The sequence below is a fragment of the Streptosporangium nondiastaticum genome (genome assembly GCF_003011965.1).
Lineage (GTDB): Bacteria > Actinomycetota > Actinomycetes > Streptomycetales > Streptomycetaceae > Streptomyces > Streptomyces nondiastaticus.
On sequence record NZ_PXWG01000018.1, the window covers coordinates 25,535 to 48,616 of the forward strand.

General features: G+C 71.7%; 21 protein-coding genes. 11 read left to right on the forward strand and 10 right to left on the reverse strand.

Going from position 1 to position 23,082, the window contains the following annotated elements:
• Positions 1-180: 180 nt before the first annotated feature.
• Positions 181-2,340: an ATP-binding SpoIIE family protein phosphatase gene (locus B7P34_RS10615; protein ID WP_106675598.1), complete on the reverse strand. Its 2,160-nt coding sequence runs from the start codon at positions 2,338-2,340 to the stop codon at positions 181-183.
• A 177-nt stretch (positions 2,341-2,517) separates the two neighbouring features.
• On the opposite strand from B7P34_RS10615, the gene aspS reads away from it, so the two are divergent.
• Positions 2,518-4,293 (forward strand): aspartate--tRNA ligase, encoded by a 1,776-nt coding sequence (gene aspS / locus B7P34_RS10620; RefSeq protein WP_106675599.1) that lies wholly within the window; start codon positions 2,518-2,520, stop codon positions 4,291-4,293.
• A 97-nt stretch (positions 4,294-4,390) separates the two neighbouring features.
• Here the strand turns inward: aspS and B7P34_RS10625 are convergent, their stop codons facing one another.
• From B7P34_RS10625 to B7P34_RS10645, 5 genes are all read right to left on the reverse strand, one after another.
• Complete coding sequence (locus tag B7P34_RS10625; protein ID WP_223267716.1) at positions 4,391-4,918, reverse strand: MarR family winged helix-turn-helix transcriptional regulator; 528 nt, start codon at positions 4,916-4,918, stop codon at positions 4,391-4,393.
• A gap of 59 nt (positions 4,919-4,977) precedes the next feature.
• A complete protein-coding gene (locus B7P34_RS10630; protein ID WP_106675600.1) occupies positions 4,978-5,514 on the reverse strand; it encodes a DinB family protein in 537 nt (178 codons plus the stop codon).
• Positions 5,515-5,524: 10 nt separating this feature from the next.
• Positions 5,525-5,902 carry a response regulator gene (locus tag B7P34_RS10635; protein WP_106675601.1) on the reverse strand — a complete coding sequence of 126 codons (378 nt, stop codon included), beginning with the start codon at positions 5,900-5,902 and terminating at the stop codon, positions 5,525-5,527.
• A gap of 150 nt (positions 5,903-6,052) precedes the next feature.
• Complete coding sequence (metG, locus tag B7P34_RS10640; protein ID WP_106675602.1) at positions 6,053-7,774, reverse strand: methionine--tRNA ligase; 1,722 nt, start codon at positions 7,772-7,774, stop codon at positions 6,053-6,055.
• Between the two features lie 168 nt (positions 7,775-7,942).
• Positions 7,943-8,203 carry a hypothetical protein gene (locus B7P34_RS10645; RefSeq protein WP_106675603.1) on the reverse strand — a complete coding sequence of 87 codons (261 nt, stop codon included), beginning with the start codon at positions 8,201-8,203 and terminating at the stop codon, positions 7,943-7,945.
• A gap of 350 nt (positions 8,204-8,553) precedes the next feature.
• On the opposite strand from B7P34_RS10645, the gene B7P34_RS10655 reads away from it, so the two are divergent.
• The 6 genes from B7P34_RS10655 (at position 8,554) to B7P34_RS10680 (ending at position 14,492) form a co-directional block, all read left to right on the forward strand.
• On the forward strand, positions 8,554-9,363 hold the full coding sequence (locus tag B7P34_RS10655; protein WP_106675605.1) for a helix-turn-helix domain-containing protein: 810 nt from the start codon (positions 8,554-8,556) through the stop codon (positions 9,361-9,363).
• The gene (locus tag B7P34_RS10660) at positions 9,360-9,542 is read left to right on the forward strand and encodes a DUF397 domain-containing protein (protein ID WP_223267717.1); all 183 of its coding nucleotides are present in this window, start codon (positions 9,360-9,362) and stop codon (positions 9,540-9,542) included. Before B7P34_RS10655 ends, B7P34_RS10660 begins: the two co-directional genes overlap by 4 nt.
• 1,659 nt (positions 9,543-11,201) lie before the next feature.
• Positions 11,202-12,086 (forward strand): MarR family transcriptional regulator, encoded by an 885-nt coding sequence (locus tag B7P34_RS10665; protein ID WP_106675606.1) that lies wholly within the window; start codon positions 11,202-11,204, stop codon positions 12,084-12,086.
• A 100-nt stretch (positions 12,087-12,186) separates the two neighbouring features.
• Entirely contained in the window at positions 12,187-12,930 is a 744-nt protein-coding gene (locus B7P34_RS10670) for an ArsR/SmtB family transcription factor (RefSeq protein WP_106675607.1), read from the forward strand.
• Positions 12,931-13,065: 135 nt separating this feature from the next.
• Positions 13,066-13,485: a peptidase inhibitor family I36 protein gene (locus B7P34_RS10675; protein ID WP_106675608.1), complete on the forward strand. Its 420-nt coding sequence runs from the start codon at positions 13,066-13,068 to the stop codon at positions 13,483-13,485.
• A gap of 74 nt (positions 13,486-13,559) precedes the next feature.
• Positions 13,560-14,492: a hypothetical protein gene (locus B7P34_RS10680; protein ID WP_146166789.1), complete on the forward strand. Its 933-nt coding sequence runs from the start codon at positions 13,560-13,562 to the stop codon at positions 14,490-14,492.
• Positions 14,493-14,700: 208 nt separating this feature from the next.
• Here the strand turns inward: B7P34_RS10680 and B7P34_RS10685 are convergent, their stop codons facing one another.
• Positions 14,701-14,883: a hypothetical protein gene (locus tag B7P34_RS10685; RefSeq protein ID WP_106675610.1), complete on the reverse strand. Its 183-nt coding sequence runs from the start codon at positions 14,881-14,883 to the stop codon at positions 14,701-14,703.
• 235 nt (positions 14,884-15,118) lie between these two features.
• Between B7P34_RS10685 and B7P34_RS10690 the strand changes: the two genes are divergently transcribed.
• Both B7P34_RS10690 and B7P34_RS10695 read left to right on the forward strand, forming a co-directional pair.
• Positions 15,119-15,772: a response regulator transcription factor gene (locus B7P34_RS10690; protein WP_106675611.1), complete on the forward strand. Its 654-nt coding sequence runs from the start codon at positions 15,119-15,121 to the stop codon at positions 15,770-15,772.
• A complete protein-coding gene (locus B7P34_RS10695; RefSeq protein WP_106675612.1) occupies positions 15,769-16,782 on the forward strand; it encodes a sensor histidine kinase in 1,014 nt (337 codons plus the stop codon). Before B7P34_RS10690 ends, B7P34_RS10695 begins: the two co-directional genes overlap by 4 nt.
• Positions 16,783-16,858: 76 nt before the next feature.
• Here the strand turns inward: B7P34_RS10695 and B7P34_RS38420 are convergent, their stop codons facing one another.
• Positions 16,859-17,755 (reverse strand): vWA domain-containing protein, encoded by an 897-nt coding sequence (locus B7P34_RS38420; protein ID WP_286157467.1) that lies wholly within the window; start codon positions 17,753-17,755, stop codon positions 16,859-16,861.
• A gap of 834 nt (positions 17,756-18,589) precedes the next feature.
• Positions 18,590-19,330, reverse strand: coding sequence for a GNAT family N-acetyltransferase (locus B7P34_RS10705; protein ID WP_106675614.1), 741 nt, complete (start codon positions 19,328-19,330; stop codon positions 18,590-18,592).
• A gap of 215 nt (positions 19,331-19,545) precedes the next feature.
• Here B7P34_RS10705 and B7P34_RS10710 point away from each other — a divergent pair, with 215 nt between their 5' ends.
• Positions 19,546-20,727, forward strand: coding sequence for an alpha/beta hydrolase (locus tag B7P34_RS10710; protein ID WP_106675615.1), 1,182 nt, complete (start codon positions 19,546-19,548; stop codon positions 20,725-20,727).
• Positions 20,728-20,777: 50 nt separating this feature from the next.
• Here B7P34_RS10710 and B7P34_RS10715 read toward each other — a convergent pair whose 3' ends face one another.
• Entirely contained in the window at positions 20,778-21,986 is a 1,209-nt protein-coding gene (locus B7P34_RS10715; protein ID WP_106675641.1) for an alpha/beta hydrolase, read from the reverse strand.
• 176 nt (positions 21,987-22,162) lie between these two features.
• Here B7P34_RS10715 and B7P34_RS39335 point away from each other — a divergent pair, with 176 nt between their 5' ends.
• A complete protein-coding gene (locus B7P34_RS39335; protein ID WP_106675616.1) occupies positions 22,163-22,825 on the forward strand; it encodes a ScbR family autoregulator-binding transcription factor in 663 nt (220 codons plus the stop codon).
• Positions 22,826-23,082: the final 257 nt, after the last annotated feature.

The window sequence follows — 23,082 nt, forward strand, 5'->3', positions numbered from 1 at the left end:
GCCTGTACCCATGAACCCGCCGCGGCTGGGGGCACCTCCCAGCGGTAGCTGGGGGAGCTCAGCCCCCGCGGCGGATTGCGGCGGTGCCGTACGGCCTCAGGCCGCCTCGGCGCCGCCGGTCACGTTGCCGGTGGTTGCTCGCCGTCGCGGCGGAAGTGGGTTGCCGGGCCCCGAGTGGGCCTAGCCGACCGCAGGTCCCCCGTCCTTCTCGTAGAGCTCGAACCAGATGTTCTTGCCCTCGCCGCGCGGGTCCACCCCCCACGCCGCGGCGAGGAGCTCCATCAGGACGAGGCCCCGGCCCGAGGACGCCATCTCGCCGGGGTGCCGGCGGTGCGGCAGTTCGTCGCTGCTGTCCGAGACGTCGACGCGGACGCACCGCTCCCCCGGCTCGCCGCTGATCCGGGCGATGAGCACCGCGTCCCCGTCCGTGTGGACGAGGACGTTGGTGACCATCTCGGAGACCATCAGGACGGCGGAGTCGGTCTGGTCGGGATCGGGCCAGTCGTGCATCAGGTCGCGGATCTGCTGCCGCGCCTCGGCGATCCGTTCCGGTTCGGCCTGGGCGATGCTCAGGACCGTCCGCCGCACCGGGTGCGGCACGGCCGCCGGGCCCGCGCCCACGGCGCCGCCCTCGCGGGCGAGCAGCAGGACAGCGATGTCGTCCTCGCGCCGGTCCAGGAGCGGCCCGGTCGTGTAGTACGAGGAGGGCCCGTGGACGGCCTTGACGAGGGCGTCCGCGAGCGCCTCCAGGTCGCTGCCGTCGGGCCCGCCGCCGCCTCCGCCGAGGTCGAGCGGCTGTCCCTCGATCACTTCGCGCAGCCGGTTCCAGCCGCTGTCCAGGTCGTGCCCGCCCGTCTCGATCAGCCCGTCCGTGCAGACGAGCATCGTCTCGCCGGGTTCGAGGACGAGCCGCGTGGTGGGGTAGTCGGTGTCGGGGTCGATGCCGAGCGGCAGCCCGCCGGCCGTGTTGCGGACGAGCATGGTGCCGTCGCTCAGCCGGATCGCCGGGTTCGGGTGGCCGGCCCGGGCGATGACGAGCCGCCCGCTCTCCGGGTCGACCTCGATGTACAGGCACGTCGCGAAGCGCGGTTCGCCCTCCTCGCCCTCGGTCTCGGAGGCGTTGATGCCGGCGAGGAAGTGGGAGGCGCGGGAGAGGACGGCGTCGGGGTGGTGGCCTTCCGAGGCGTACGCGCGCAGGGCGATCCGCAGCTGGCCCATGAGCCCGGCGGCCCGCACGTCGTGGCCCTGCACGTCGCCGATGACGAGGGCGATCCGGCCGAGGGGGAGCGGGATCATGTCGTACCAGTCGCCGCCGACCTCCAGCCCGCCGCCGGTCGGCACGTACCGCGCGGCGACGGCCATGCCGGGGATGTCCTGCTGCAGCGTCGGCATCATGGAGCGCTGCAGGCCGACGGTGAGCTCCCGCTCGGACTCGTGCACGCTCGCCCGGCCCAGGGCCTGCGCCAGCATGCGGGCCACCGTCGTGAGCACGGCCCGCTCGTCGGGTGTGAAGGACACCGGCACGCTGAACCCGGCCATCCACGCCCCGATGACCTGCCCGGCGTTGATCAGCGGCAGGAACGCCCACGACTGCCGTCCGAAGCGCGCGATGTCCTTCCAGGCGGTGGGGAAGCGGCGCTGGTAGTCCTCGGGAGTCGGCAGGTAGATGCCCCGGCCGGTGCGGATGACCTCGGCCGCCGGGTAGGCGGCGTCCATGGGCAGGTCGAGGAACGTGTCCGCGCTGCCGGGGGTGTACCCGTGGTGCCCGATCACCCGCACCCGGCCGCCCTCGGAGCTGAAGACCGCGAGCCCTGACGGTTCGAAGCCGGGCATCGACAGCCCGGCCGCCACCCGCAGCACCTCGGCCGTGGAGCGGGCTTCCGCGAGCGCCCGCCCCGCATCCAGCAGAAACGCTTCTCTATTGCGCCGCCAGTCGCCCGTGACCATCGGCGTGCGGCTCGCGGACGTGCCCGGCTGCGGCTCCGGCACCTCCTGCACCGTGCCGACCATCACGAAGTCCACCCGGCCCTTGGCCGCCGCCCGCAGCTGCGGCCGCATCCGGGCCCGCACCGTCCGCAGCACCCGGCCCTTGTCGTCGACCACCCGCAGCCGCGCCTCGGTGAGCGTGCCCTCGGCCACGGCCAGGCTGATCACGCCCTGGACCTCCACCCAGTCCACGGCGTGGAAGCGCGCCCTCGTCCCGGATTCGGTCAGCTCCGTACGGGTGGCGGGGAGGCCCAGCAGCCGGGAGGCTTCGGCGTCGAAGGTGGCGATGCGCGTGGCGTTGTCCCAGTGCCACAGGCCGGTCGCGGTGGCGGCCAGTACGTCCTCGGTGCGCATTGCCCTACTTTATGCAGGTCTGCGCAAGGGAGACCACCGAAGGTACGGTGGGCGGATCTTCACAAGCGCGCAGTACGCTTGCTCCCGTGTTGTATGCACGCTAGCCCCGTGCCGCAAGCACGAGCCCCGTGCTGCAGGCACGCTAGCCCACGCCCTCGATCACGACTTGGATGAACGATGCATCGGTACCGGTCCCACACCTGCGGCGAGCTCCGTGCGGCTGACGTCGACACCGACGTGCGACTGAGCGGCTGGCTGCACAATCGGCGTGACCTGGGCGGCATCCTCTTCATCGACCTCCGCGACCACCACGGCCTGGTGCAGCTCGTGGCCCGTCCCGGCACCCCCGCCAACGAGGCCCTGAGCCACCTCACCAAGGAGACCGTCGTCCGCATCGACGGCAAGGTCGTCAGCCGCGGCGCCGACAACATCAACCCCGAGCTCCCCACCGGTGAGATCGAGGTCGAGGTCTCCGCCGTCGAGGTCCTGGGCGCCGCCGAGCCGCTGCCCTTCACCATCAACACCGAGGACGGGGTGAACGAGGAGCGCCGCCTGGAGTACCGCTTCCTCGACCTGCGCCGCGAGCGCATGCACAGCAACATCATGCTGCGCTCCGCCGTCATCGCCTCCATCCGCGAGAAGATGACCAACCTCGGCTTCAACGAGCTGGCCACCCCGATCCTGTCCGCCACCTCCCCCGAGGGCGCGCGCGACTTCCTGGTGCCGTCCCGTCTGCACGCCGGCAAGTTCTACGCCCTGCCGCAGGCCCCGCAGCAGTTCAAGCAGCTGCTGATGATCGCCGGCTTCGACCGCTACTTCCAGATTGCGCCCTGCTTCCGCGACGAGGACGCCCGCGCCGACCGCTCGCCGGGCGAGTTCTACCAGCTCGACATGGAGATGTCCTTCGTCGAGCAGGAGGACGTCTTCCAGGTCATCGAGAAGGTCATGACCGACCTCTTCGAGGAGTTCGGCAACGGCCGCCACGTCACCTCCCCCTTCCCGCGGATCCCCTTCCGCGAGGCCATGCTCAAGTACGGCTCCGACAAGCCGGACCTGCGCGCCAAGCTGGAGCTCGTCGACGTCTCCGACGTCTTCGAGGGCTCGGAGTTCAAGGCCTTCGCCGGCAAGCACGTCCGCGCGCTGGCCGTCCCGGCCACCGGTGACCAGCCCCGCAAGTTCTTCGACGGCCTCGGCGAGTACGCGGTCGAGCAGGGCGCGAAGGGCCTTGCCTGGGTCCGTGTGGGCGAAGGACTCCCCGACAAGGCTGCGCTGACCGGCCCGATCGCCAAGTTCCTCACCGAGGAGAACGTCAAGGCCCTCGCCGAGCGCCTCGGCCTGGAGCCCGGCCACGCGATCTTCTTCGGCGCGGGCGAGTTCGACGAGGTCTCCAAGATCATGGGCGCCGTGCGCGTCGAGGCCGCCAAGCGCGCCGGCCAGTTCGAGGAGAACGTCTTCCGGTTCTGCTGGATCGTCGACTTCCCGATGTTCGAGAAGAACGAGGACACCGGCCAGATCGAGTTCTCGCACAACCCGTTCTCCATGCCGCAGGGCGGCCTGGAGGCGCTGAACACGATGGACCCGCTGGACATCCTGGCCTGGCAGTACGACATCGTCTGCAACGGCACCGAGCTGTCCTCCGGCGCCATCCGCAACCACGAGCCCGAGGTCATGTACCGCGCCTTCGAGATCGCGGGCTACTCCAACGAGGACGTGGAGCGCGAGTTCGGCGGCATGCTGCGCGCCTTCAAGTTCGGCGCCCCGCCGCACGGCGGCATCGCCCCGGGCGTCGACCGCATCGTGATGCTCCTGGCCGACGAGCCGAACATCCGCGAGACCATCGCGTTCCCGCTCAACGGCAACGCGCAGGACCTGCTGATGGGCGCCCCGAGCGAGGTCGACGAGTCCCGCCTGAAGGAGCTCCACCTGTCGATCCGCAAGCCGGTCGTCAAGTAGTACGCGCCCTTACGTGCTGAGCACGTGCTGAGCCCCCGCGCCGTTCTCGGCGCGGGGGCTCTTGCGTGTACGCGTCCTGCCCGGGGGCGCACCGTCTTCAACGCGGCGTGGCCGTGCCGCCCACGTTGCTGATCATCCGCTGGAGGACGGTGAGCGCGGCCGCGTACTCCTCGTCCGTGATGCCCTCGTGGATCTCCGCGCGCAGCCGCGAGACGACGGTCTTGATCCGGGCCTTGGCGTCCCGCCCGGTGCCGGTGAGGGTCAGGCGGCCGGCGTCGCCGGCGACGAGCCAGCCGCGGCGGAGGAGGCTGTCGACGGCGTGGCCCATCGCCCCGGGCGTCACGCCGTTGAGGTAGGGCTCCAGCCGCTCACAGACCTCGGCGCGGGTGAGGCCGTTCTCCGCGCCGTCGACGTGGTTGAGCGTCCACCACTGCTGCTGGGTGACGTCCTCGTGGGCCATCGCGCCGCGGATGTGGTCGAGCAGTGCCTCGGTGGCGGCCCAGGTCCAGTAGGCGACGGGCTGGGCCGCCAGAGCGGGAACGTCGAGCGGGGCGTCGGTGGCGGTGCCGGTGCCGGTGGTGGCGGTGCCGGGGGCGGTGTCGAGGGTTTCGCGTTCCGTCGTCATGACGAAAACGCTAAGAGCTCAACCTGACTTGAGGTCAAGATCAGGTCCGGCGAAGGGCTTCAATAGCCCGTCGCGCCGTCCGTCCGCTCCCGCAGCAGGTCCGCGTGCCCGTTGTGCCGCGCGTACTCCTCGATCATGTGCAGGAAGATCCACCGCAGGGACACGTCCCGCCCCTTCACGCTCCCCACCGCGTCCAGCGACAGGGGCGCGCACGTGGCGCGGGCCCGTGCGATCTCCTCCTGCCACACGGCCACGGCCTCCGCGAGACTCGCGTCCGGCGCCACGGCCAGGCCCGCGTCGGCATCGCCCAGATCCTCCGCGGATCTCGCCTCGCCGCCCGCGCCCGGCCCGTACAGCGGCGGCGCGGTCTCGCTCCGGAGCACTCTGCGGAACCACTGCCGCTCCACCTCGCCCATGTGCTGCACGAGGCCCAGCAGGCTCAGCGTGGACGGGGGTGCCGCCGCGTCCCGCGCTTGTTCGTCGGTCAGGCCGGCGACCTTGCGCGCGAGGGTGGCGCGCTGGAAGTCCAGCCAACTCTCCAGTGTGGTGCGCTCATCGGCCGTCAGGGGTGGGATGGCACGCTCTGTCGTCACCATGCCGGAAGTGTCACACGAGCGCGGTCAGCATGGGCAGCTTTGGGCAGCATCCGGCGGCGTTGTGCACGGCGCGCGACAGCTGCCGGCGCGTGATCGCGGGGCGCCACAGCACGGACCGCACGCCGTACTCCGCCACGGCCATGAGCTCGCCGTCCCCGAGCTCGTCCGCGACCAGCACCACCGCCGTCCCGCCCTCGCGCGTCAGCCGCCGCATCGTGGCCGCCGCGGCCGGGTCGTCGGCCCCCATGAGGACGAAACCGACGTCCCCCTCTTCGTCGCGCCGGACCACCCGCACCTCAGGCAGCATCGCCCGCACCTCGCGGGCGAACCGGGCCCCTGCCAGCTCGTCGGTGGCGTGCACGCTGATGGTGATCGGCTTCTTGAACACTGCTCTTCCTCGTCTCCTGCTACCCCCGTACAAGTGCGGCCCTCAGCTTGCTCGGCCGGCCTCAACGGACGATTACCGATCCATCAACGCGTACGGGCGAGGGCCCGGAACCGTACGGTTCCGGGCCCTCGGGGCTGGTGCGCGGGGAGGCTAGGCCGCCGGCTCCTCGCCGCCGCCGAAGCGCTCGCGGTAGGCCGCCAGGTCGTCCTCGGTGATCTTCGCGAAGAGCACCGGCGGGACCTCGAACGACGTACCGGCCGGGACGAAGGACAGCGAGCGGGCCTCGTCGGCCGTGACCCACGTCTTCGTGTCGTCCGCCAGCGCGAACGCCGCGCGCATGGCCGCCGACGACGCCGGGATGAACGGCTCCGACACGACGGAGTAGAGGTGGATGAGGTTCATGGCCGTACGGAGCGTCAGCGCGGCCGCCTCCGGGTCGGTCTTGATCTCCAGCCAGGGGGCCTTGGTCTCCAGGTACGCGTTGCCCGCGCTCCACAGCGCCCGCAGGGCCTGCGCGGCCTTGCGGAACTGCATGGCCTCCATGTGCTCCTCGTACTCCTGGAGCAGCTGGGCGATCTCGCGGCCCAGGGCGGCCTCGGCCTCGCCCGCCTCGGCGCCGGCCGGGACGGTGTCGCCGAACCGCTTCTTCGAGAACGACAGCACGCGGTTCACGAAGTTGCCCAGGACGTCGGCGAGGTCCTTGTTCACGGTGGCCGAGAACAGCTCCCACGTGAACGACGTGTCGTCCGACTCGGGGGCGTTCGCCATCATGAAGTAGCGCCAGTAGTCGGCGGGCAGCAGCTCCAGGGCGTCGTGCGTGAACACGCCGCGCTTCTGCGAAGTGGAGAACTTGCCGCCGTAGTAGTTGAGCCAGTTGAAGGCCTTGACGTAGTCGACCTTCTTCCACGGCTCGCGGACGCCGAGCTGCGTGGCCGGGAACATCACCGTGTGGAACGGGACGTTGTCCTTGCCCATGAACTGGGTGTAGCGGACGTCCGTCGCCTCGTACCACCAGGACTTCCAGTCCCGGTTCTCCGGGTCCTGGGCCGCCCACTCCTTCGTCGCGCCGATGTACTCGATCGGGGCGTCGAACCAGACGTAGAAGACCTTGCCCTCCGCCGCCAGCTCCGGCCACGTGTCCGCCGGGACCGGCACGCCCCAGTCCAGGTCACGGGTGATCGCCCGGTCGTTCAGCCCCTCGGTCAGCCACTTGCGGGCGATCGAGGACGCCAGGACCGGCCAGTCCTTGCCGTGCTCGTCGATCCACGCCTCGACCTCGCCCTGCAGCTTCGACTGGAGCAGGAACAGGTGCTTGGTCTCGCGGACCTCCAGCTCGCTGCTGCCGCTGATCGCCGAGCGGGCGTCGATCAGGTCCGTCGGGTCCAGGACACGGGTGCAGTTCTCGCACTGGTCGCCGCGGGCCTTGTCGTAGCCGCAGTGCGGGCACGTGCCGACGATGTAGCGGTCGGGCAGGAAGCGGCCGTCCGCCAGGGAGTAGACCTGGCGGATCGAGCGCTCCTCGATGAACCCGTTCTTCTGGAGCTGCCGCGCGAAGTGCTGGGTGATCTCCCGGTTCTCCGGGGAAGAGCTGCGGCCGAAGTAGTCGAAGGACAGACCGAAGCCGTCGTAGATCGCCTTCTGCGCGTCGTGCTGCTTCGTGCAGAACTCGTCCACGGGCAGCCCGAGCTCCTTGGCACCCAGCTCGGCCGGGGTCCCGTGCTCGTCGGTGGCGCAGATGTAGAGCGTCTCGCGGCCGGTCTGGCGGAGGTACCTCGCGTACACGTCCGCCGGGAGCATGGACCCCACCATGTTGCCCAGGTGCTTGATCCCGTTGATATACGGAAGGGCGCTGGTGATGAGGTGTCGAGCCATTGCGGCTGCTCCCTGGTCGCGGGTGTATATGGAGACCTTTAGCGTATCCGAGCGACCAGGGATGACCGCGCGCCGTTTCTTCAGGCCGTCCGGGCCCGCTCCTCAGGCCGTCCAGGCCCGCTCCTCAGGCCGTCCAGGCCCGCTCCTCAGGCCGTCCAGGCCCGACCCTCAGGCCATCCAGGCCCGCCAGGGCCGGGTGATCACCTCCCGGTAGGTGTGGTGGGAGGGGTGCCGCCCGGCGTGCCGGAAGGTCCACGTCTGGGCGGCGGCGAGGTCCTCCTGGGGGTCGGACTTCTCCTCGCACACGGCGCACTGCATCGCGTACGTGACGGGCTCGGCGTCCGGCTCCCGGTCGGGGGCGAGGGTCCAGGTGCCGTAGCGGTAGACGGCGCGGGGCGTTCGGGGCGTCCGGGGCGGTGGCGCGGTCACAGCACCCCCCACCTGCTGAGTGCGTTGAGCCGCGCCACGCGGGCGCGGAGCGCTTCCGCTTCAGATGCGGGGCGGGTGTGTTCGGGAGGGCAGTCCCACTCCACGCCGCCTTGAGGTGGGCGCAGGTGCACGCGGCCGGCGTGGGGGTCCTGGTCCACGACCTGGCCGAGGCGGTTGGTACGGGTGTCTACTGCGTAGCTGAGAGGGATGGGCGGGGGATTTTCTCTGCTCACGCCATATTCATGCCCCGGGATGGCTAGCCTGAGCGGTCACGAGATGGATACGGCCAGTGATGTGCGGAATCTTTGGCCAGAGGGTATGCCATCGGTAACAGGGGAGGGCGTACGGGCATGGGTGAGGTCTTTCTGCCGGGCAACCATCGGTACTTCGGCAAGCAGTTCATGATGTGGAGGCAGGAAGCGGAGATGTCGAGGGAGGAGGTTGCTGAGGCGGTGGGATATTCCGCGGAAATGGTGCGGTCTGTGGAACAGGGGAGGCGGGCGTGTCCGCCGCGGATGGCGGAGATTGCGGATGAGCTTTTCGGGGCGAGGGGAAAGCTGAAAGACGGGCTTTCGTATCTCACGCGGGAAAAGTATCCGGCGAGGTCTCGGGATTTCATGCAGCGTGAGGCCGAGGCTGTCGCGCACAGCTCGTACGAGTCGACGCTCATCCCGGGGCTGCTGCAGACCGAGGCCTACGCGCGTGCCCTCCTGGGCGGGACGTGGCCCCCCGCGGACGATGAGGTAGTTGAGCGCAGGCTTGAAGTGCGGATGGCTCGCCAAGAGCGGCTGCATCGAAAGCCGATGCTGTCGTTCAACTTCATCATTTATGAGGCGGCTTTGCGTTGCCCGATGGGTGGCCCTGAAGCTCACAAGGGGCAGCTTCTGCACCTTATTGATGCCGCGAAGTTGCCGAATGTCATCTTGCAGGTGCTGCCCTTTGAGAATGCTGTTTCCAGTGCGCTTGGTGGCGCCATGGTTCTTTTGGAGATGCCGGAATACAAGCGCGTCGCCTACGTAATGGGTCAGTCCATGAGTGAGTTGGCCGACGACCCCGCAGAGGTCAATCGGCTGGAACAGAGGTTTAGGCGCCTCAGTGCCCAGGCGCTCAGTCCCAACGACACCGTGCGCTCTATCGAACGGATGGTGGAAACGCTATGACCAGCACGTTGATGTGGTCCAAGTCCAGCTACAGCGATGAAGAGGGAGACGCGTGCGTTGAGATAGCCATCGAGCATCCCGCCGTGCACATACGCGACTCCAAAAGAAGGTCCGGCTGCCACCTCGCCGTGGGCGCCCCCGCCTGGGCCGGGTTCCTTACCTACATCGCCGCGGCATAAAAGGCCCCGCTGGGCGGAGATCCGTGGTTCGGGTGCGGGTCAGAACAGGCTGGCAGCAGGGGGAGGGGTGGGGGGCGCGGCTCCGTCGGGTGTCCGTCGCTGAGTGGGCGGTTGGCCGCCGTACTCCTGCCGTCACGGATGCGGGCGCGTGAGGAGACCTCCCCATCGGCCTGGGCTGATGGGGAGCTGGCTGCTGCCGCGATGTGGTGGGGGCCGTCGTGGGCGCTTCGCTCGGCTCGCCGCCGTCGTGGCTGGGCGGGCGAGTGCGGGTGGTGGTGGGCTGGTGCCTTCTCGGCGCGGGAATCCACCGGCCGGGGCGGGGCTGGGCGGCGTAGAAGTGCGCGGAAGGTGTTGGGCGCATGCCTCGGCAGTCCCATGTGGCGGCGCCCGCCTCACGGGCCCCACCACCCGGCTGTGGACGCCGGAAGTCACCCGGCCCGGCGGCAGTGCCCGGCGGCCGAGTGCCATGGGGGAAGCGGCCCGGGAATCCACCGGCCAGACCGGACCTACGCGGCGTAGAAGTGCGCGCAAAGTGTCGGCCGCATGCCTCGACCGCCCCACGCGGCAGGCACCGCCTCACGAGCCCCAGCGTCCGGCTGCGGGGGCGGAAGTTGCCAGGCTCGGCGGTAGTGCGCGGCGGTCGAGTGCTCTGGGGGTGTCCGCGCGGGAATCCACCGGCCGGGGCGGGGCTGGGTGGCGTAGAAGTGCGCGGAAGGTGTGGGCCGTATGCCTCGGCCGTCCCATGCGGCGGCCCCCGCCTCACTGGCCCCAGCGCCTGGCTGCAGGCGCCGGAAGTCGCCCGGTCCGGCGGTCACACGGCGTACAAGTGCGCCAAGGACGCCAACCGCATGCCTCAACCGCCCCACCGGGCGGCCTCCGCCTCATGGGCCCCGCCACCCGGCTGCGGGGGCCGGAAGTCGCCCGGTCCGGCGGCCGCACGGCGTACAAGCGCGCCGAGGACGGCAGCCGTACGCCTCAACTGCCCCACCTGGTGGCCCCCATCGCAGAAACCACCCTCCACGGGGCAGTCGGCCGCCCGGCCACAACGCTAGGCGCGCCTAGCGAAGCGCCCACGACGGGAGAAACCACATCGCGGCAGCAGCCAGCTCCCCCTCAGCCACAACGCATGCGCAAGGTCTCCTCACGCGCCCGCATCCGTGACGGCAGGAGTACGGCGGCCAACCACCCACCGGGCGACGGACACCCGACGGAGCCGCGCCCCCCACCCCTCCCCCTGCTGCCAGCCTGTTCTGACCCGCACCCGAACCACGGATCCGCACCACACACCACACCCCCCGACGCTCGGGGTTCGGCACCAGAGAGGGGCAGTTCGGCGCCGCTCAACCCGCCCTACGTCCGCCGCGCCGAGCTTCGGGATCCGGGGGTCGGGATCCGAGCGATCCCTACACGGAATGGGAGGGAGGATTACTCCCCACCCTCCCACCCAAGCCTCGCGCGGACGCGCACAAGCGCGCACAAGCGCGCGCGTAAGCACACCCATATGACTTTCCGCAACCGAGTCGCCACGCCGCGCGCTCGCCGTGTAGCGTGCGCCACAACAAAGCGACCCCGGCCGGTGCTACCAACACCAAGCCGGGGTCTGACCACCAAGATCAAGGGCCTGATCTCATGGCTGTTGCCAACCTTACCCCTGCCCCCATGGCCTCTCCCGGCTTCGGCAAGCGTTCCGCTCCCGATCAAGCCCCCCGCGGCCGGGACGACTTCGCGCATCTGCCCACCCGCGAGGCGTACATCGCGGCCCACATCGACCGGCTGCCCGACGGCGCGGCCGTCGACATCAAGACCCTGGCCAAGGAGCTGCCCGCCTACGGACAGCAGGCCGTCTCATCAGCGCTCAAAGCCCTCAACGACGCCGGTCACCTGCGCCGCATCAGGCGCGTCGTCGGCGAGGGCCGTACGCAGTGGGTGTCGCGCTGGTTCTTCTCCCGGACTGCCCGCGACAACGCCTGGTGGGACGCGTTCCTGGCGCGCACCGAGGGCCCGCCCGCGGCCCCCGCCGCCTCCGCGCCCCTCACCGAGGAACCGCCCCAGCAACCACCCCGGCCCCAGCCGCAATCCACCTGCTCCCAGGCCTACATCGCCCTGGCCACCCTCGGCTGCTCCGACCCCCGCCTGACCCTGTCGGCAGCGGAGTGCGCCGCCCTCGAAGCCCTCGCCGCCGAGTGGTTCGCGCGGGGGATCACGCCCTTGGCCTTCGCGCGGATCCTCACGCACGACCTCCCGGACGTCGTCCAATGCCCGGGTGCTTTCACCCGCAAGAGGCTCATCGACAGGGTGCCTCCCCTGCTTCCGCCCGCCGCGCAGGCGGAACCCGTACCGCCGGCGCGGCCCTCCCAGCCTCGCTGGATGATGGAGTGCACCGTCTGCGGCATCCCCGGCCCGCCCGAGGCCCTGCCCGACGGCCTCTGCCGCGCCTGCCGCGGCGTCGAGCCGCCCCCGGACCGGCCCGACCCCGCCGACGTCCGCACGCGCGTCACCCGCCTCCGGGCCATCGCCCGTGGCGGCGGATCGCCCGGGACCTGAGCGGAGCGCGGACGGCGTGCGGACGGCGCGAAGTCGGCCAAAGTGCACCCGAGCCGCATTTCGCCTGGCGTCCCCGTACCGTCCTTGACACTCTGCCGCGGTGCTGCGTATTCACTTCACCGACACGGATCTCCTCAACACCCGGGTGGCGACCGCGCCCGACCCCGGGTGGGAACTCGTACTGAGCCTGCGGCACTTACGAAGACGCGTCGTGCCGCCGCGCTACGCCGACTGGCACCGCGATGTCCTTGCGCGGTTGCCGCACCCCCGGCCGGCCGAGGCCTACCGCGAGATCGCCGTCGATCCCTACTGGGAGGACATCCGGTCCAGTGTCGACGGCGACCGCGCCCTGAGGATCCGGGCGCTGCTGGACGGCGGGGTCAACGGCCTGCTCCGCAGCTACGTGCCGACGATGCGGTGGGTGCCGCCGACGCTGCACGTCCGCAGCGCCCTGGACCGGGACTACGACCTCCGCGGCAGGGGGCTGGTGCTCCAGCCGTCGTACTTCTGCCACGGCGTGGGGCATCTGCCCGAGGACCCGGACGCGCCGCCCGTCCTCGTGCACCCGGCCGCCCAGCCGCAGTCCGAGCCGCCGCCCGGCGACAAGGCGCTCGCGCGCCTCATGGGCGCCACCCGCGCCGGGATCCTCATCGCGGCCGGAACCGCCTGCACGGCCGGTGAACTGGCCCGCCGCGTGGGCGTCTCCGCGCCGACGGTGAGCCATCACCTGTCCGCCCTGCGGGACGCGGGTCTGCTCAGGACCGTCCCGCTCGGCACCACGGCGTTGCATGTGCGCACCCGGACCGGGTCCGCCCTCGTGAATTCGAGCTGCGCGTTTCGATGAGGTTCGAAGGCGCTGTCCTTCGCACCGTGCGCCCGACAGGATGGCGCCCGAAAACGGAACGCTTCCTGCACACAGCCGAAGTACAGCCGAAGCACAGCCGAACGGCTGAACAGCCGAAAACAGGAGGGCTTTCGTATGCGATTCAAGCGTCTGGCCGTGGCCGGGGCGATCGCGATAGCGACCGCGGGTTCGGGCCTTCTGGCCACCACGCCGGCTTCCGCGTCGGCGGAACAGTTCGCGGAGAGCTGCTCGACCGGCTATGCGTGCCTGTTCTACCACCCGGACTACACGGGCGCGATCTACAAGCAGTGGGACGACGACCCGAACTACGGGAACAACCACTTCGTGACGAGCAGTTCGACGCGCGGCAGCTCCGGCTCGGGCCTGGTCGTGCGGAACAACGCGGCGTCGGTCGACAACTGGGACTTCAACAACGCCATCACGATCTACTACAGCCCGAACTACCAGGGCGTGCACCAGCGCATCGCGGCCGGCGGCGCGGCGAACCTGAATTCGTCGCTGCGGAACGACAACGCGTCCGGCAAGTTCGGGTGACCGAGCCCCTCTCGCGCACCGGTGGCCCCGCCCGTCCCCCCGGGCGGGGCGCCTTCGCTGCCCTAGCCGTGGCCGTGGCGGGCGTTCTGCTGGCGGGCGCGGGCTGTTCGGGGGCGTCGTCGTCCGGTTCCCAGGCTGCCGGTGACGACCTCCCGCAGCCCTCCGCGTTTCCCGCGATGGAATCCGCCGCCTCCCGCTCCCTCCCCATCGACCCCTACCTCCTCACCAATGACCAAGCCGACCGGCTCGACGCCGCCCGGCGCACCCTCGTCGAACGCTGCATGAACCGCTTCGGCATCACCTACCGGCCGCCCGACCCCGTCACCCCCTTCCGGCCCAGGACCCGTACGCAGTACCGCTACGGCGTCACCGATCCCGCCGACGCCGCCCGCTACGGCTTCGCGCCGCCCGGCAGCCCGCGGACGCCGCCCCGCCCGCCCTCGCCGCCGGCGTCCCCCTCCGGCGAGGCGGGCGTCGTGCTGACCGGGACGGACGACCCGAAGGCCAAGCCGGGCAGCGGCGCCGCGAAGGGCGGTCAGCGTGTCAACGGGCGCACCGTCCCCGCCGGCGGCTGTCTGGGCGAGGCGCGGGCCGCGCTCCGTACGGACGGGGCCGAGGCCGGCGGCGACGCGCCGGTCGCCGACCGGATCAACGCCGAGAGCTTTGAGAAGGCGAGGCGCGATCCGCGCGTGGCCGCCGTCCTCGCCCGGTGGGCGGACTGCATGAAGCGGCGCGGCTTCCCTTCGTACGGGGATCCGCTGCAGGCCGGCGCCGACCCCGCCTGGCGCACGCCCGAGCCGTCCGCGAAGGAGCGGGAGGCGGCGGCCGCCGATGCGCGGTGCAAGAAGGAGCACAACGTGGTGGGCGTGTGGTTCACGGTCGACGCGGCCTACCAGCGGCAGGAGATCGAGCGGAACGCGAAGGAGCTCGCCGCGGTCAAGGCCGAGCTCGCCGCCCGCCAGGAGCGGGCCGGGGGCGCGCTGGGCGAGCTTCCGCCCGCGCCGTAGCCGGGTGGGAGCCGGGCCGTAGCCGGGTGGGAGCCGGTCGCGGCGGTCGTTGTGACCGGGTGGCGGGGGCTGCCCCTCCCGCCACCCGGTTCCCCCTCCCTCTCAAAGGAGCCCCGGAGGAAGCCTCGGCGGATGCTCCGGAGGAAGCCTGAACCGTCAGTGTGCACCCGTCAGCGTGCACCCGCCGGCCTCGGTGGACGTACCGGCCTCAGTGGAAGTACACGACGTCGACCTGGCCGTCCGCCCGGTAGGAGAAGCCGGCCTCGCCGCTGCCCTCGCCCGGAGGGAGGGTGACGAAGTCGACGGCGTCCTGCAGTGAGGCGAACGTGCCCGCGTGGGACGTCCGCACCTCGCCCTCCTCGCTGGGGACGGCCTCGCCGGGAACGGCCATGAGAAGGCTCCTGTGTCCGTATGCATCCGTATCCGCAGAGTGACTCTGCGATTACCAACAGTAGTTGTTCGATCGGCGGAACGTAACCGCGTGCACGGGGCGCGCGGAGGCTCCCCGGGGGCGCGGGCAGCGCGTTGGAGAGGTTTGCGAAACATGTCCTGCTGTACACCGCATTCTGGGAGGGAGAGGCACAGCAGCCGGAGGCAACGGCCTCCGGAGGAAGACAGGGGAAGCCATGCGGGTACTGGTCGCCGAGGACGAAGAGATACTGGCCGAGCTGGTGGCGACGGGCCTGCGCAGGGCCGGGTTCGCCGTGGACACCGTCTACAGCGGCGACGCGGCCATCGCCTACCTCTCCCTCCACGACTACGACGTCATCGTCCTCGACCGCGACCTGCCGCGCGTGCACGGCGACGACGTCGCCCGGCACCTGGTCGCGGGCGGCTCCCGCACCCGCATCCTGATGCTGACCGCCGCCGGGTCGATGGAGGACCGGGTGGCCGGGCTGGACCTGGGCGCCGACGACTACCTGCCGAAGCCGTTCGAGTTCCCCGAGCTGATCTCGCGGGTGCGCGCCCTGCGGCGGCGCAGCGCGCGGCCGGCCCCGCCGCTGCTGGAGAAGGCGGGCCTGCGGCTCGACACGGTGCGCCGGACCGCCGACCGGAACGGGCGGGACCTCGACCTCTCGCCCAAGGAGTTCGCCATCCTGCAGCTGCTGCTGGAGGCGGACGGGGCGGTCGTCAGCGCGGAGGAGCTCCTGGAGCGCGCCTGGGACGCGCACGCCGACCCGTTCACCGGAGCGGTGCGCGTGGCGATGAGCAAGCTGCGCGGCAAGCTCGGGGAGCCGGCGCTGATCCGTACGGTGCAGGGCGTGGGGTACGCCCTGTGAAACCCGTGAGGCGGCCGTTCCTCACGGCCCGTACCCGCATCGCCGTGGCCTTCGGCGGGATCTTCCTGGTGCTCGGCGCGGCCCTCCTGCTCACCGTGAACCTGCTCTCGCGCGCCGGCACGGAGGAGCGGGCGACGACGATCGCGCGCAACGCCGTGCCCATCGAGCTCGTCCGGCCCGGGGAGAAGGTGAGCGCGTGGACGGCGTACCGGATTTCCGGCGACGTCAGCGCCGCCGCCTCCCAGCAGCTGATCATGTGGTCGTTCGCGGCGCTGCTCGTGACGGCGCTGCTGGCGCTCGGGGTGGGCTGGTGGACCGCGGGCCGCTGCCTGCGCCCCGTGCAGGGCGCCTTCGAGAGCCAGCGCCGCTTCATCTCCAACGCCTCGCACGAGCTGCGGACGCCGCTCGCCGTGCAGCGCACGGCCATCCAGGTCGGGCTGGACGGGGACCCGAGCCCGGACGAGCTCGCGCACGTACGGACCACGCTCCTGGAAGCCAACCGCCGCTCCGAACGCCTCATCGACGGCCTCCTGCTGCTCGCCCGCAGCGACCGCGGCCTGGAGCGCCTCGACCCGATCGACCTCGCCGACGTCGTCTCCGAGGAGACCGAGGCGGTCGCGGAGCGCGCGGAGCGGGCGGGGGTGCGGCTGTCCGTGCGCAGCGAACGGGCGCCGCTGCGGGGCAACCGCGTCCTGCTCGGGCAGCTCGCCGGGAACCTGCTGCGGAACGCGGTCGAGTACAACCACCCGGGCGGCGACGTCGACGTGATCGTCGAACCGGGCCGGCTGGTGGTCCGCAACTCCGGCCCGGTGGTGGCGGCGGCCGACATCCCCGCCCTGTTCGAGCCGTTCCGGCGCGGCCGGGGCAAGGAACGCCTCAGCGGCGGCACGGGCCTGGGCCTGTCCATCGTCCAGTCGATCGCCCGGGCCCACGGCGGCCGCGCGAGCGCCGTGCCGAACCGGGGCGGGGGGCTGCGGGTGACGGTGGAGATTCCGGCGCCGGGGCGGTAGTGATGCCCGCCCCGGCACGGGCCTCCGGGGCGGGTCTCCGGGGCGGGTGCGGGCCCGCCCCGGAGGGCTTCGGGGCTCAGCCCTCGACGATGCCCGCCGCCCTGGCTTCCTTCAGCCAGTCCGGGAACTCCACCATCAGCTCGGCGTAGAGCTGGGCGTCCGTGAGGGACTTCGGGTCGCGGCCCGCGTGGAAGAAGCCCGCGTTGTCCACGACGCGCTTCTCCGGGACCGGCAGGTCGTCCAGCTTCCGGAGGAAGTCGAAGCCCTTGCCCTCCGGGTCGCCGAAGGCGACGAACTGCCAGAAGATCGGCAGGTTCGAGCTCTCGCAGAGGGCCCGTTCCGCGGCCGGCTTGCTGTACGGGCCGCCGTCCGTCTGGAAGATGACGAACGCCGGGGCGGTCGAGCCGGACTTCTTGTAGTGCTCGATCACCGCCTGCATCGCCCAGTGGTAGTTGGTGCGGCCCATGTGGCCCATGGAGGAGTGGAGCTCCTCGATGCGGCCCTCGTAGTTGCCGAGGTCGACCTCGGCCACGCCGTCGACGTCCGTGGAGAAGAAGACGACCGGAACCGTGCCGTCGTCGTCCAGGTGGGCGGACAGGCCGAGGGCCTGCTCCGCGAGGTGCTGGACCGTGCCGTTCTTGTAGAACTCGCGCATCGAGCCGGAGCGGTCGAGGACGAGGTAGACCGCCGCGCGCTGCCCGGTCAGGCCCTGCTTCTCCAGGGAGGCGCCGGCCTCCTTGTAGAGGCTGATCAGGCCGGGGGCGCGGGTCTCCATTTTCCGGAGGCTGATGGCGGGGGACTGCGACGCCTGCGTTTCGTCCTGCGGCGGCATCGCCGGGGCCGGTTCCGGTGTCGGGCCCGGCGCGGGCTCCGGCTTGCGGATCGGCTCCGGGCCGGGGGCGGGCTCGGGCACCGGCTCGGGCTCGACCGGCGGGACGGGATGCGGCTGCGGGATCGGCTTGGGCTTCGGCATGGGCGTCGGCTCGGGCTCGGGCTCCGGGCTCGGCTCCGGCGGAACGGGCCCCGGGCCGGGGCGCGGGCCGGGCGTCGGCCCCGGCTGCGGCGTCGGATCCAGCGGGCCCGGGTCGGGGACGCGGTCGTCGTCCGGATCGCCGGCAACCGGCCCGCCGGCGACCGGATCACCGGCAACAGGCCCGCCGGCCACCGGCGTCCCGGCCGACGTCTCAACCGGCGCCTCAACCGGCTCCGCCACGCGCGCGGAGCCCCCGCCCCCCTGCTGCGGCGGCACCGGGGCGCGGACGGGCTCGGCAACGGTCTCCTCCGCGGAAATGCGGGGCCGGGCCACGACCGGCTCGGCGCGCTGCTCAATGCGCTGGTCAGCGCGCGGCTCGGTACGAGGCTCAGTACGAGACTCCGTACGCGGCTCGGTACCGGATTCGCTCCGCGGTTCGGCGCCCGGGTCCGGCTCCTGGGCGGGCGCGGGCACGGACGGCGGCGCGCTCTGCACGCGCTGACTCGCTTCGTCTCGCTCGGCCGTCGCTGTCCTGGACCGGCCGAACGCGTTCCGCAGCAGACTCCGAATGCCCATGTGGAGTAGTCCTTCACGTGTCTCGGGAGCTATGAAATGTCCGTGTTGCGGGTATACATCCCCCTGGGGGACGGTGACGTAAGGCTAGCCGCCCCCCTATTCCCCGCATGCTCAGACCCTCGCGAGGCACTCCCGGCCGCCCCACGCACGAGGGACGGGCCCTACGCCCACTTGGGGCCACGGAACTTCACGCTCCGTCAGACGGAGGCGCCGGCCGGCGGTGAATTCCGGCCATCCGCCCACGGTGGCGTGGCGGGCTCAGCGCCGCAGCGGCCGGACGAACACCTCCAGGGCGTCCCCGACGTCCCCCGCTGCGGGCAGCCGCACCCGGCCGGCCGGCTGCCAGCCCCAGGACCGGCGGGCCGCCTCCGCCGCCGTGGCGTGCGCGTCCGCGGGGGAGAGGAGCAGCACCGCGAGCGCCGCGCCGCTGCCCGACAGCAGCCGGTCGTGCAGCCGCCGCCCGATGCCCCGGCGGCGCTCGCGGGGCGTGACCACCAGCTCGGCGACGGCGAAGACCCGGCCCGCCGCGGTCAGCTCCGCCAGCTGCCCGGGGACGGGCCCGGCGAAGCCGTGCCACCGGTCGCTGTCGCGCGGCAGGGGATAGCCGTACGCGCAGCCGACCGGCCGTCCGCCGGAGTCCGCGATCACCAGGTCGAAGCCCGGCCGCGCGGAGTGCTCGGCGAGTCGTTCCCGGAAACGGCTGCGGCTGTGGAAGGGCTCGACGTACGGTTCCCTGTGCCCGGGACCGTGCCCGGGGCCGTGCCCGGGGCCGTGCCCGGGGCCGGGCACGGGGGCGCCGCGGCCGTGCGGCTCCGCGGACGGCGCGCCGTCGCGCACGGGCGTGGCGTCGTGCACCGCGGCGTCGCGCACGGGAGCGGCGTCGCGCGCCGTAACGCCGTGCGCCGCGCCGTCGTACGCCGCGACGTGCAGGTCCGCGAGCTGGTCGCGGTACTGGTCGGCCTGCCAGCGGCTCAGCCGGCGAAGGAAGACGTCACCCATGCGCCCTTCTTGCCCAGCGGAACCCTCACCCACCCGCCGCGGGGACCGGTTTCCGGCGCGATAACGGCGAGGGACCGGCAGGACACGCGCAGGCCAAGAGCAGGGTAAGAAATCGGTCCAGGGCAACCCTGTCCGCCCATTCCGGCCTCTTCATCGGTGAGTATCGCTTTACCGAACATGAGTACCCACCACGGGGGCAGGGAGTTGAGGGGCGCATGGGCCTGACCAGCAGGTCGCTCTTGTACACGGTGATCTTCGTCGCCGTGGTGTGTGTCGGTCTCACCCTCTGGCTCTGGCCGCGGCTTTCCGGGCGCGGCGTGCTGCCCCTGCTCGGCCGGCTCGGCGCGATCGTCGTCACCCAGCTGACGATCATGTCCTCGGTGCTGCTCGCGGTGAATTCCGCGAACAGTTTCTACGGCTCGTGGGGCGAGCTGATCGGCAAGTACGACCGGTCGCCGGGCGAGGTCACCCAGGTCACCGAGAACGGCGGGGCGAGCACCACGCCGGTCGACGCGGGCAAGGGCGGGCTCGTACGGAACACGGGCACGGAAGGCCTCGACAAGTCCGACATCCCGCAGGGGCCGAAGGACAAGGTCGGCACTCTTGAGTCGGTGCGGCTGGTCGCCCGCCGGGCCGGGGTGATGGAGCCGGCGTTCGTCTACCTTCCGCCGCAGTACTACCAGGAGCAGTACAAGCGCCAGCGCTTCCCGGTCGTCATCGCCATCAGCGGCTACCCCGGCGGGATCACCAACCTCTCCCACTTCCTGAAGGTGCCGAAGACGGCGAGCGACCTCATCGTCGAGCGCAAGATGCAGCCGACCGTGATCGTGATGGTGCGGCCGACGATAGCCCCGCCGCGCGACACCGAGTGCGTGGACGTCCCCGGGGGGCCGCAGTCGGAGACGTACTTCACCAAGGACCTGCCCGAGGCGCTCAAGAGCGCCTACCGCGTCGGCCACGAGGCCAGCGCCTGGGGCGTCATGGGGTACTCCTCGGGCGGCACGTGCGCGCTCGAACTCGCGATGCGGCAGCCGGGCACGTTTCCCGTGGCGGGCGCCCTCTCCGCCGACTACAAGATCAAGAATGATCTGACCACGGGAAACCTCTTCGGTGACGGCGAGGAGGGCGAGAAGAACAAGCGCGAGCACGATCTGATCTGGCGGCTGCAGAATCTGCCCGCGCCGCGCGTCTCGGTCCTCGTCACCAGCAGCAAGGAAGGCGAGAAGAACTTCAAGGAGACGGAGAAATTCCTCAAGGCCGTCAAGGAGCCGATGACGGCGGCGAAGATCATTCTTCCGTCGGGGAGCCACAACTTCACGACGTGGCGGCGGGAGATCGCGCCGACGCTGGAGTGGATGGGCAAGCAGATGACATTCCCGCAGGACGTCAACAATTAGGACGGGCGGTCGCCTGCTCCATCCATTGCTGTTGGTCTCTACGGGGGTCGCTATTCGTCGGGCTGCCGGGGAGGGGCTTCGGCCGGGGCGTCGGCGCCCTCGCCTTCGCCGCGGGGAGCCTCGGCGTCCGCGGGCTGGTCGCCCGGGGACCGGCCGCCCGGCGGCGGCACGGCCGGAGGCCGGCCACCCGGGCCCGTCAGCTCCTCGCTCAGCCACGCGAACGCGGCCGGATACATCGAGATCCACGTGTGGTAGTTGTGGCCGCCCGCCGGCGCGAGCATCGTCCGCAGCCGGACGCCGCTGCCGGACGCGGCCTGCTCGAACTGTTCGATGAGGGACGGCGGGCTGGAGCGGTCCTGCCGCGACGTGGCCAGGAACAGCCCGACGCCGCCCGCCCCGTCCGCCGCCGGCTTCGCGTGGGCCACCAGCCACGTCGGGCTGTTGTGCTCCCGCAGGACCGGATCGGTGAGGGCGCCCTGCTCGCCGTTGAGCGGGTCCGGGTCGAGGGCCGCGCCCGCGCCGAACACCCGCGGGTACTGCAGGGGCAGCTTCGCCGCGCAGTAGCCGCCGGTCGAGATGCCCAGCAGCCCCCACGAGCGGGGGCCCTTCCCCGTACGGAAGTGCTGCCGGATCACCTCCGGGACGTCCGTGGAGAGCCAGGTGGCGATCTTGTGGCCGGGGATGTCGGCGCAGTCCGTGTCCAGCCCGCCGGGGTTGATCACCGGCACGGCCAGGATGAACGGGTGCGTCGTCCCCGCGCGCAGCAGCTTCGCGAAGTCCGCCGGCATGTGGCCCTGGTCCAGCCACGACTGGGGCGAACCGGGGATGCCGTGCAGCAGGATCACCACGGGGAACGGCGTGCGGCGGAAGCGCGGCTCGTCGTACTGCGGCGGCGTCCACACCATCACCTGACCGGACAGGGCCGAACGGGGGCCCCGTACGTACGTCTGCTGCATCCCCGCGTCCCCGCGCAGGAAGCGGGCGCGGTCGGGCGGCGGCCCCGGCATCGCCACCGGCCCGCTGCCGCCGGCCCGGCCCAGCAGGTCGTCCCACGAGGCGTACAGCCCGTAACTCGTGTTGATCCACGCCGCGACCACACAGATGGCGGTCACCTGGCACAGCCCGATCAGCAGCACGCGCGCGAGCCAGCGGGCGGGGGCCGGGCCCGGAACCCTCGACCAGAGGAGGAGGGTGGCCAGGACGGCGCCCGCCGTCGCCGCGGCCAGCGCGGCGAAGAACGCGGTTCCGGTGAGACTCATCGCTCCCATAGATATCCCATAGATACACGTTGGCTGGTTCGCTCTCCTCCCTTGACGCGGTTGTGCTGCATACGCTCGACGCCGCGGGCGCGCCCGGTACCGGCTGCGGCCGCTGGATGCCCAGCCCTCCACCGCGCGGAGGCGGTGAGCGGGGCCCATCGATTCGGAGGCGTGCCGTGGCCAAGCAGGACCGTGCGATCAGGACTCGACAGACCATCCTGGAGGCGGCCGCGGTGGTGTTCGACGAACGGGGCTACGACGCCGCCACGATCAACGAGATCCTCGCCCGGGCCGAGGTCACCAAGGGCGCGCTCTACTTCCACTTCCCCTCGAAAGAGGACCTCGCACTCGCCGTCATCGACGCCCAGGCCGAAGCGACGTCCGCGCTCCTGGACCTGCCCGGCGGGTGCCGGATGCAGCGGCTCGTCGACCTCGGCATGGTCTTCGCCCACCAGTTGCTCGTCGACCCCGTGCTGCGGGGAAGCGTGCGGCTGACCATGGAGCACGGCTCCGCGGCGCTCCTCCACCGGAGCGGGCCGTTCACCGGGTGGATCGAGCTCCACACGCGGCTGCTGGCGGAGGGCAAGGAGCGCGGGGAAGTCTTACCGGACGTCGTCCCCGCGGAGGTCGCCGAGCTGATCGTGGGGGCGTTCGGGGGGATCAACGCGCTGTCGCAGTCGGTCTCCGACCGCGCCGACCTCGAACGCCGCGCGATCGTCCTCTACGAGCACCTCATGCCGTCCATCGCCGTCCCCGCCGTCCTCGCCCGCCTGGACATGGCCCCGGGCCGCGGCGCGCGGGCGCTGGCGCTGGCCACGCTGGAGCCGGTGAGCGCGTAGCGCCTCCGGCGGGGGTTGGGGGTTGGGGGGCGGCGGGTGGCCCGGGCGGGCGGCCTGTGACGCCGTACGACCTGGGGCCGGTTCGGCACCGCCGGTGGTGTGGGTGGGGGTTGCTCGCCGTGGCGGCGGGGGTGTTCGGCCGGGCCGGTGGGGGATGGTGCCGTTCCGGCGGCGCCGGTCGCCGTTCCCCCGCCGCAGCGGTGATCCGCCGCGACGCCGGCATCCGGCGGTGCCGTGCGGCCCGGTGCCCGGGCGTG

Bases quoted from the DNA above. Each gene is read 5' to 3' on its own strand.
- B7P34_RS10615 (WP_106675598.1), bottom strand. From the start codon at position 2,340: ATGCGCACCGAGGACGTACTGGCCGCCACCGCGACCGGCCTGTGGCAC.
- aspS (WP_106675599.1), top strand. From the start codon at position 2,518: ATGCATCGGTACCGGTCCCACACCTGCGGCGAGCTCCGTGCGGCTGAC.
- B7P34_RS10625 (WP_223267716.1), bottom strand. From the start codon at position 4,918: ATGACGACGGAACGCGAAACCCTCGACACCGCCCCCGGCACCGCCACC.
- B7P34_RS10630 (WP_106675600.1), bottom strand. From the start codon at position 5,514: ATGGTGACGACAGAGCGTGCCATCCCACCCCTGACGGCCGATGAGCGC.
- metG (WP_106675602.1), bottom strand. From the start codon at position 7,774: ATGGCTCGACACCTCATCACCAGCGCCCTTCCGTATATCAACGGGATC.
- B7P34_RS10655 (WP_106675605.1), top strand. From the start codon at position 8,554: ATGGGTGAGGTCTTTCTGCCGGGCAACCATCGGTACTTCGGCAAGCAG.
- B7P34_RS10660 (WP_223267717.1), top strand. From the start codon at position 9,360: ATGACCAGCACGTTGATGTGGTCCAAGTCCAGCTACAGCGATGAAGAG.
- B7P34_RS10665 (WP_106675606.1), top strand. From the start codon at position 11,202: ATGGCCTCTCCCGGCTTCGGCAAGCGTTCCGCTCCCGATCAAGCCCCC.
- B7P34_RS10675 (WP_106675608.1), top strand. From the start codon at position 13,066: ATGCGATTCAAGCGTCTGGCCGTGGCCGGGGCGATCGCGATAGCGACC.
- B7P34_RS10685 (WP_106675610.1), bottom strand. From the start codon at position 14,883: ATGGCCGTTCCCGGCGAGGCCGTCCCCAGCGAGGAGGGCGAGGTGCGG.
- B7P34_RS10690 (WP_106675611.1), top strand. From the start codon at position 15,119: ATGCGGGTACTGGTCGCCGAGGACGAAGAGATACTGGCCGAGCTGGTG.
- B7P34_RS38420 (WP_286157467.1), bottom strand. From the start codon at position 17,755: ATGCCGAAGCCCAAGCCGATCCCGCAGCCGCATCCCGTCCCGCCGGTC.
- B7P34_RS10705 (WP_106675614.1), bottom strand. From the start codon at position 19,330: ATGGGTGACGTCTTCCTTCGCCGGCTGAGCCGCTGGCAGGCCGACCAG.
- B7P34_RS10710 (WP_106675615.1), top strand. From the start codon at position 19,546: ATGGGCCTGACCAGCAGGTCGCTCTTGTACACGGTGATCTTCGTCGCC.
- B7P34_RS10715 (WP_106675641.1), bottom strand. From the start codon at position 21,986: ATGAGTCTCACCGGAACCGCGTTCTTCGCCGCGCTGGCCGCGGCGACG.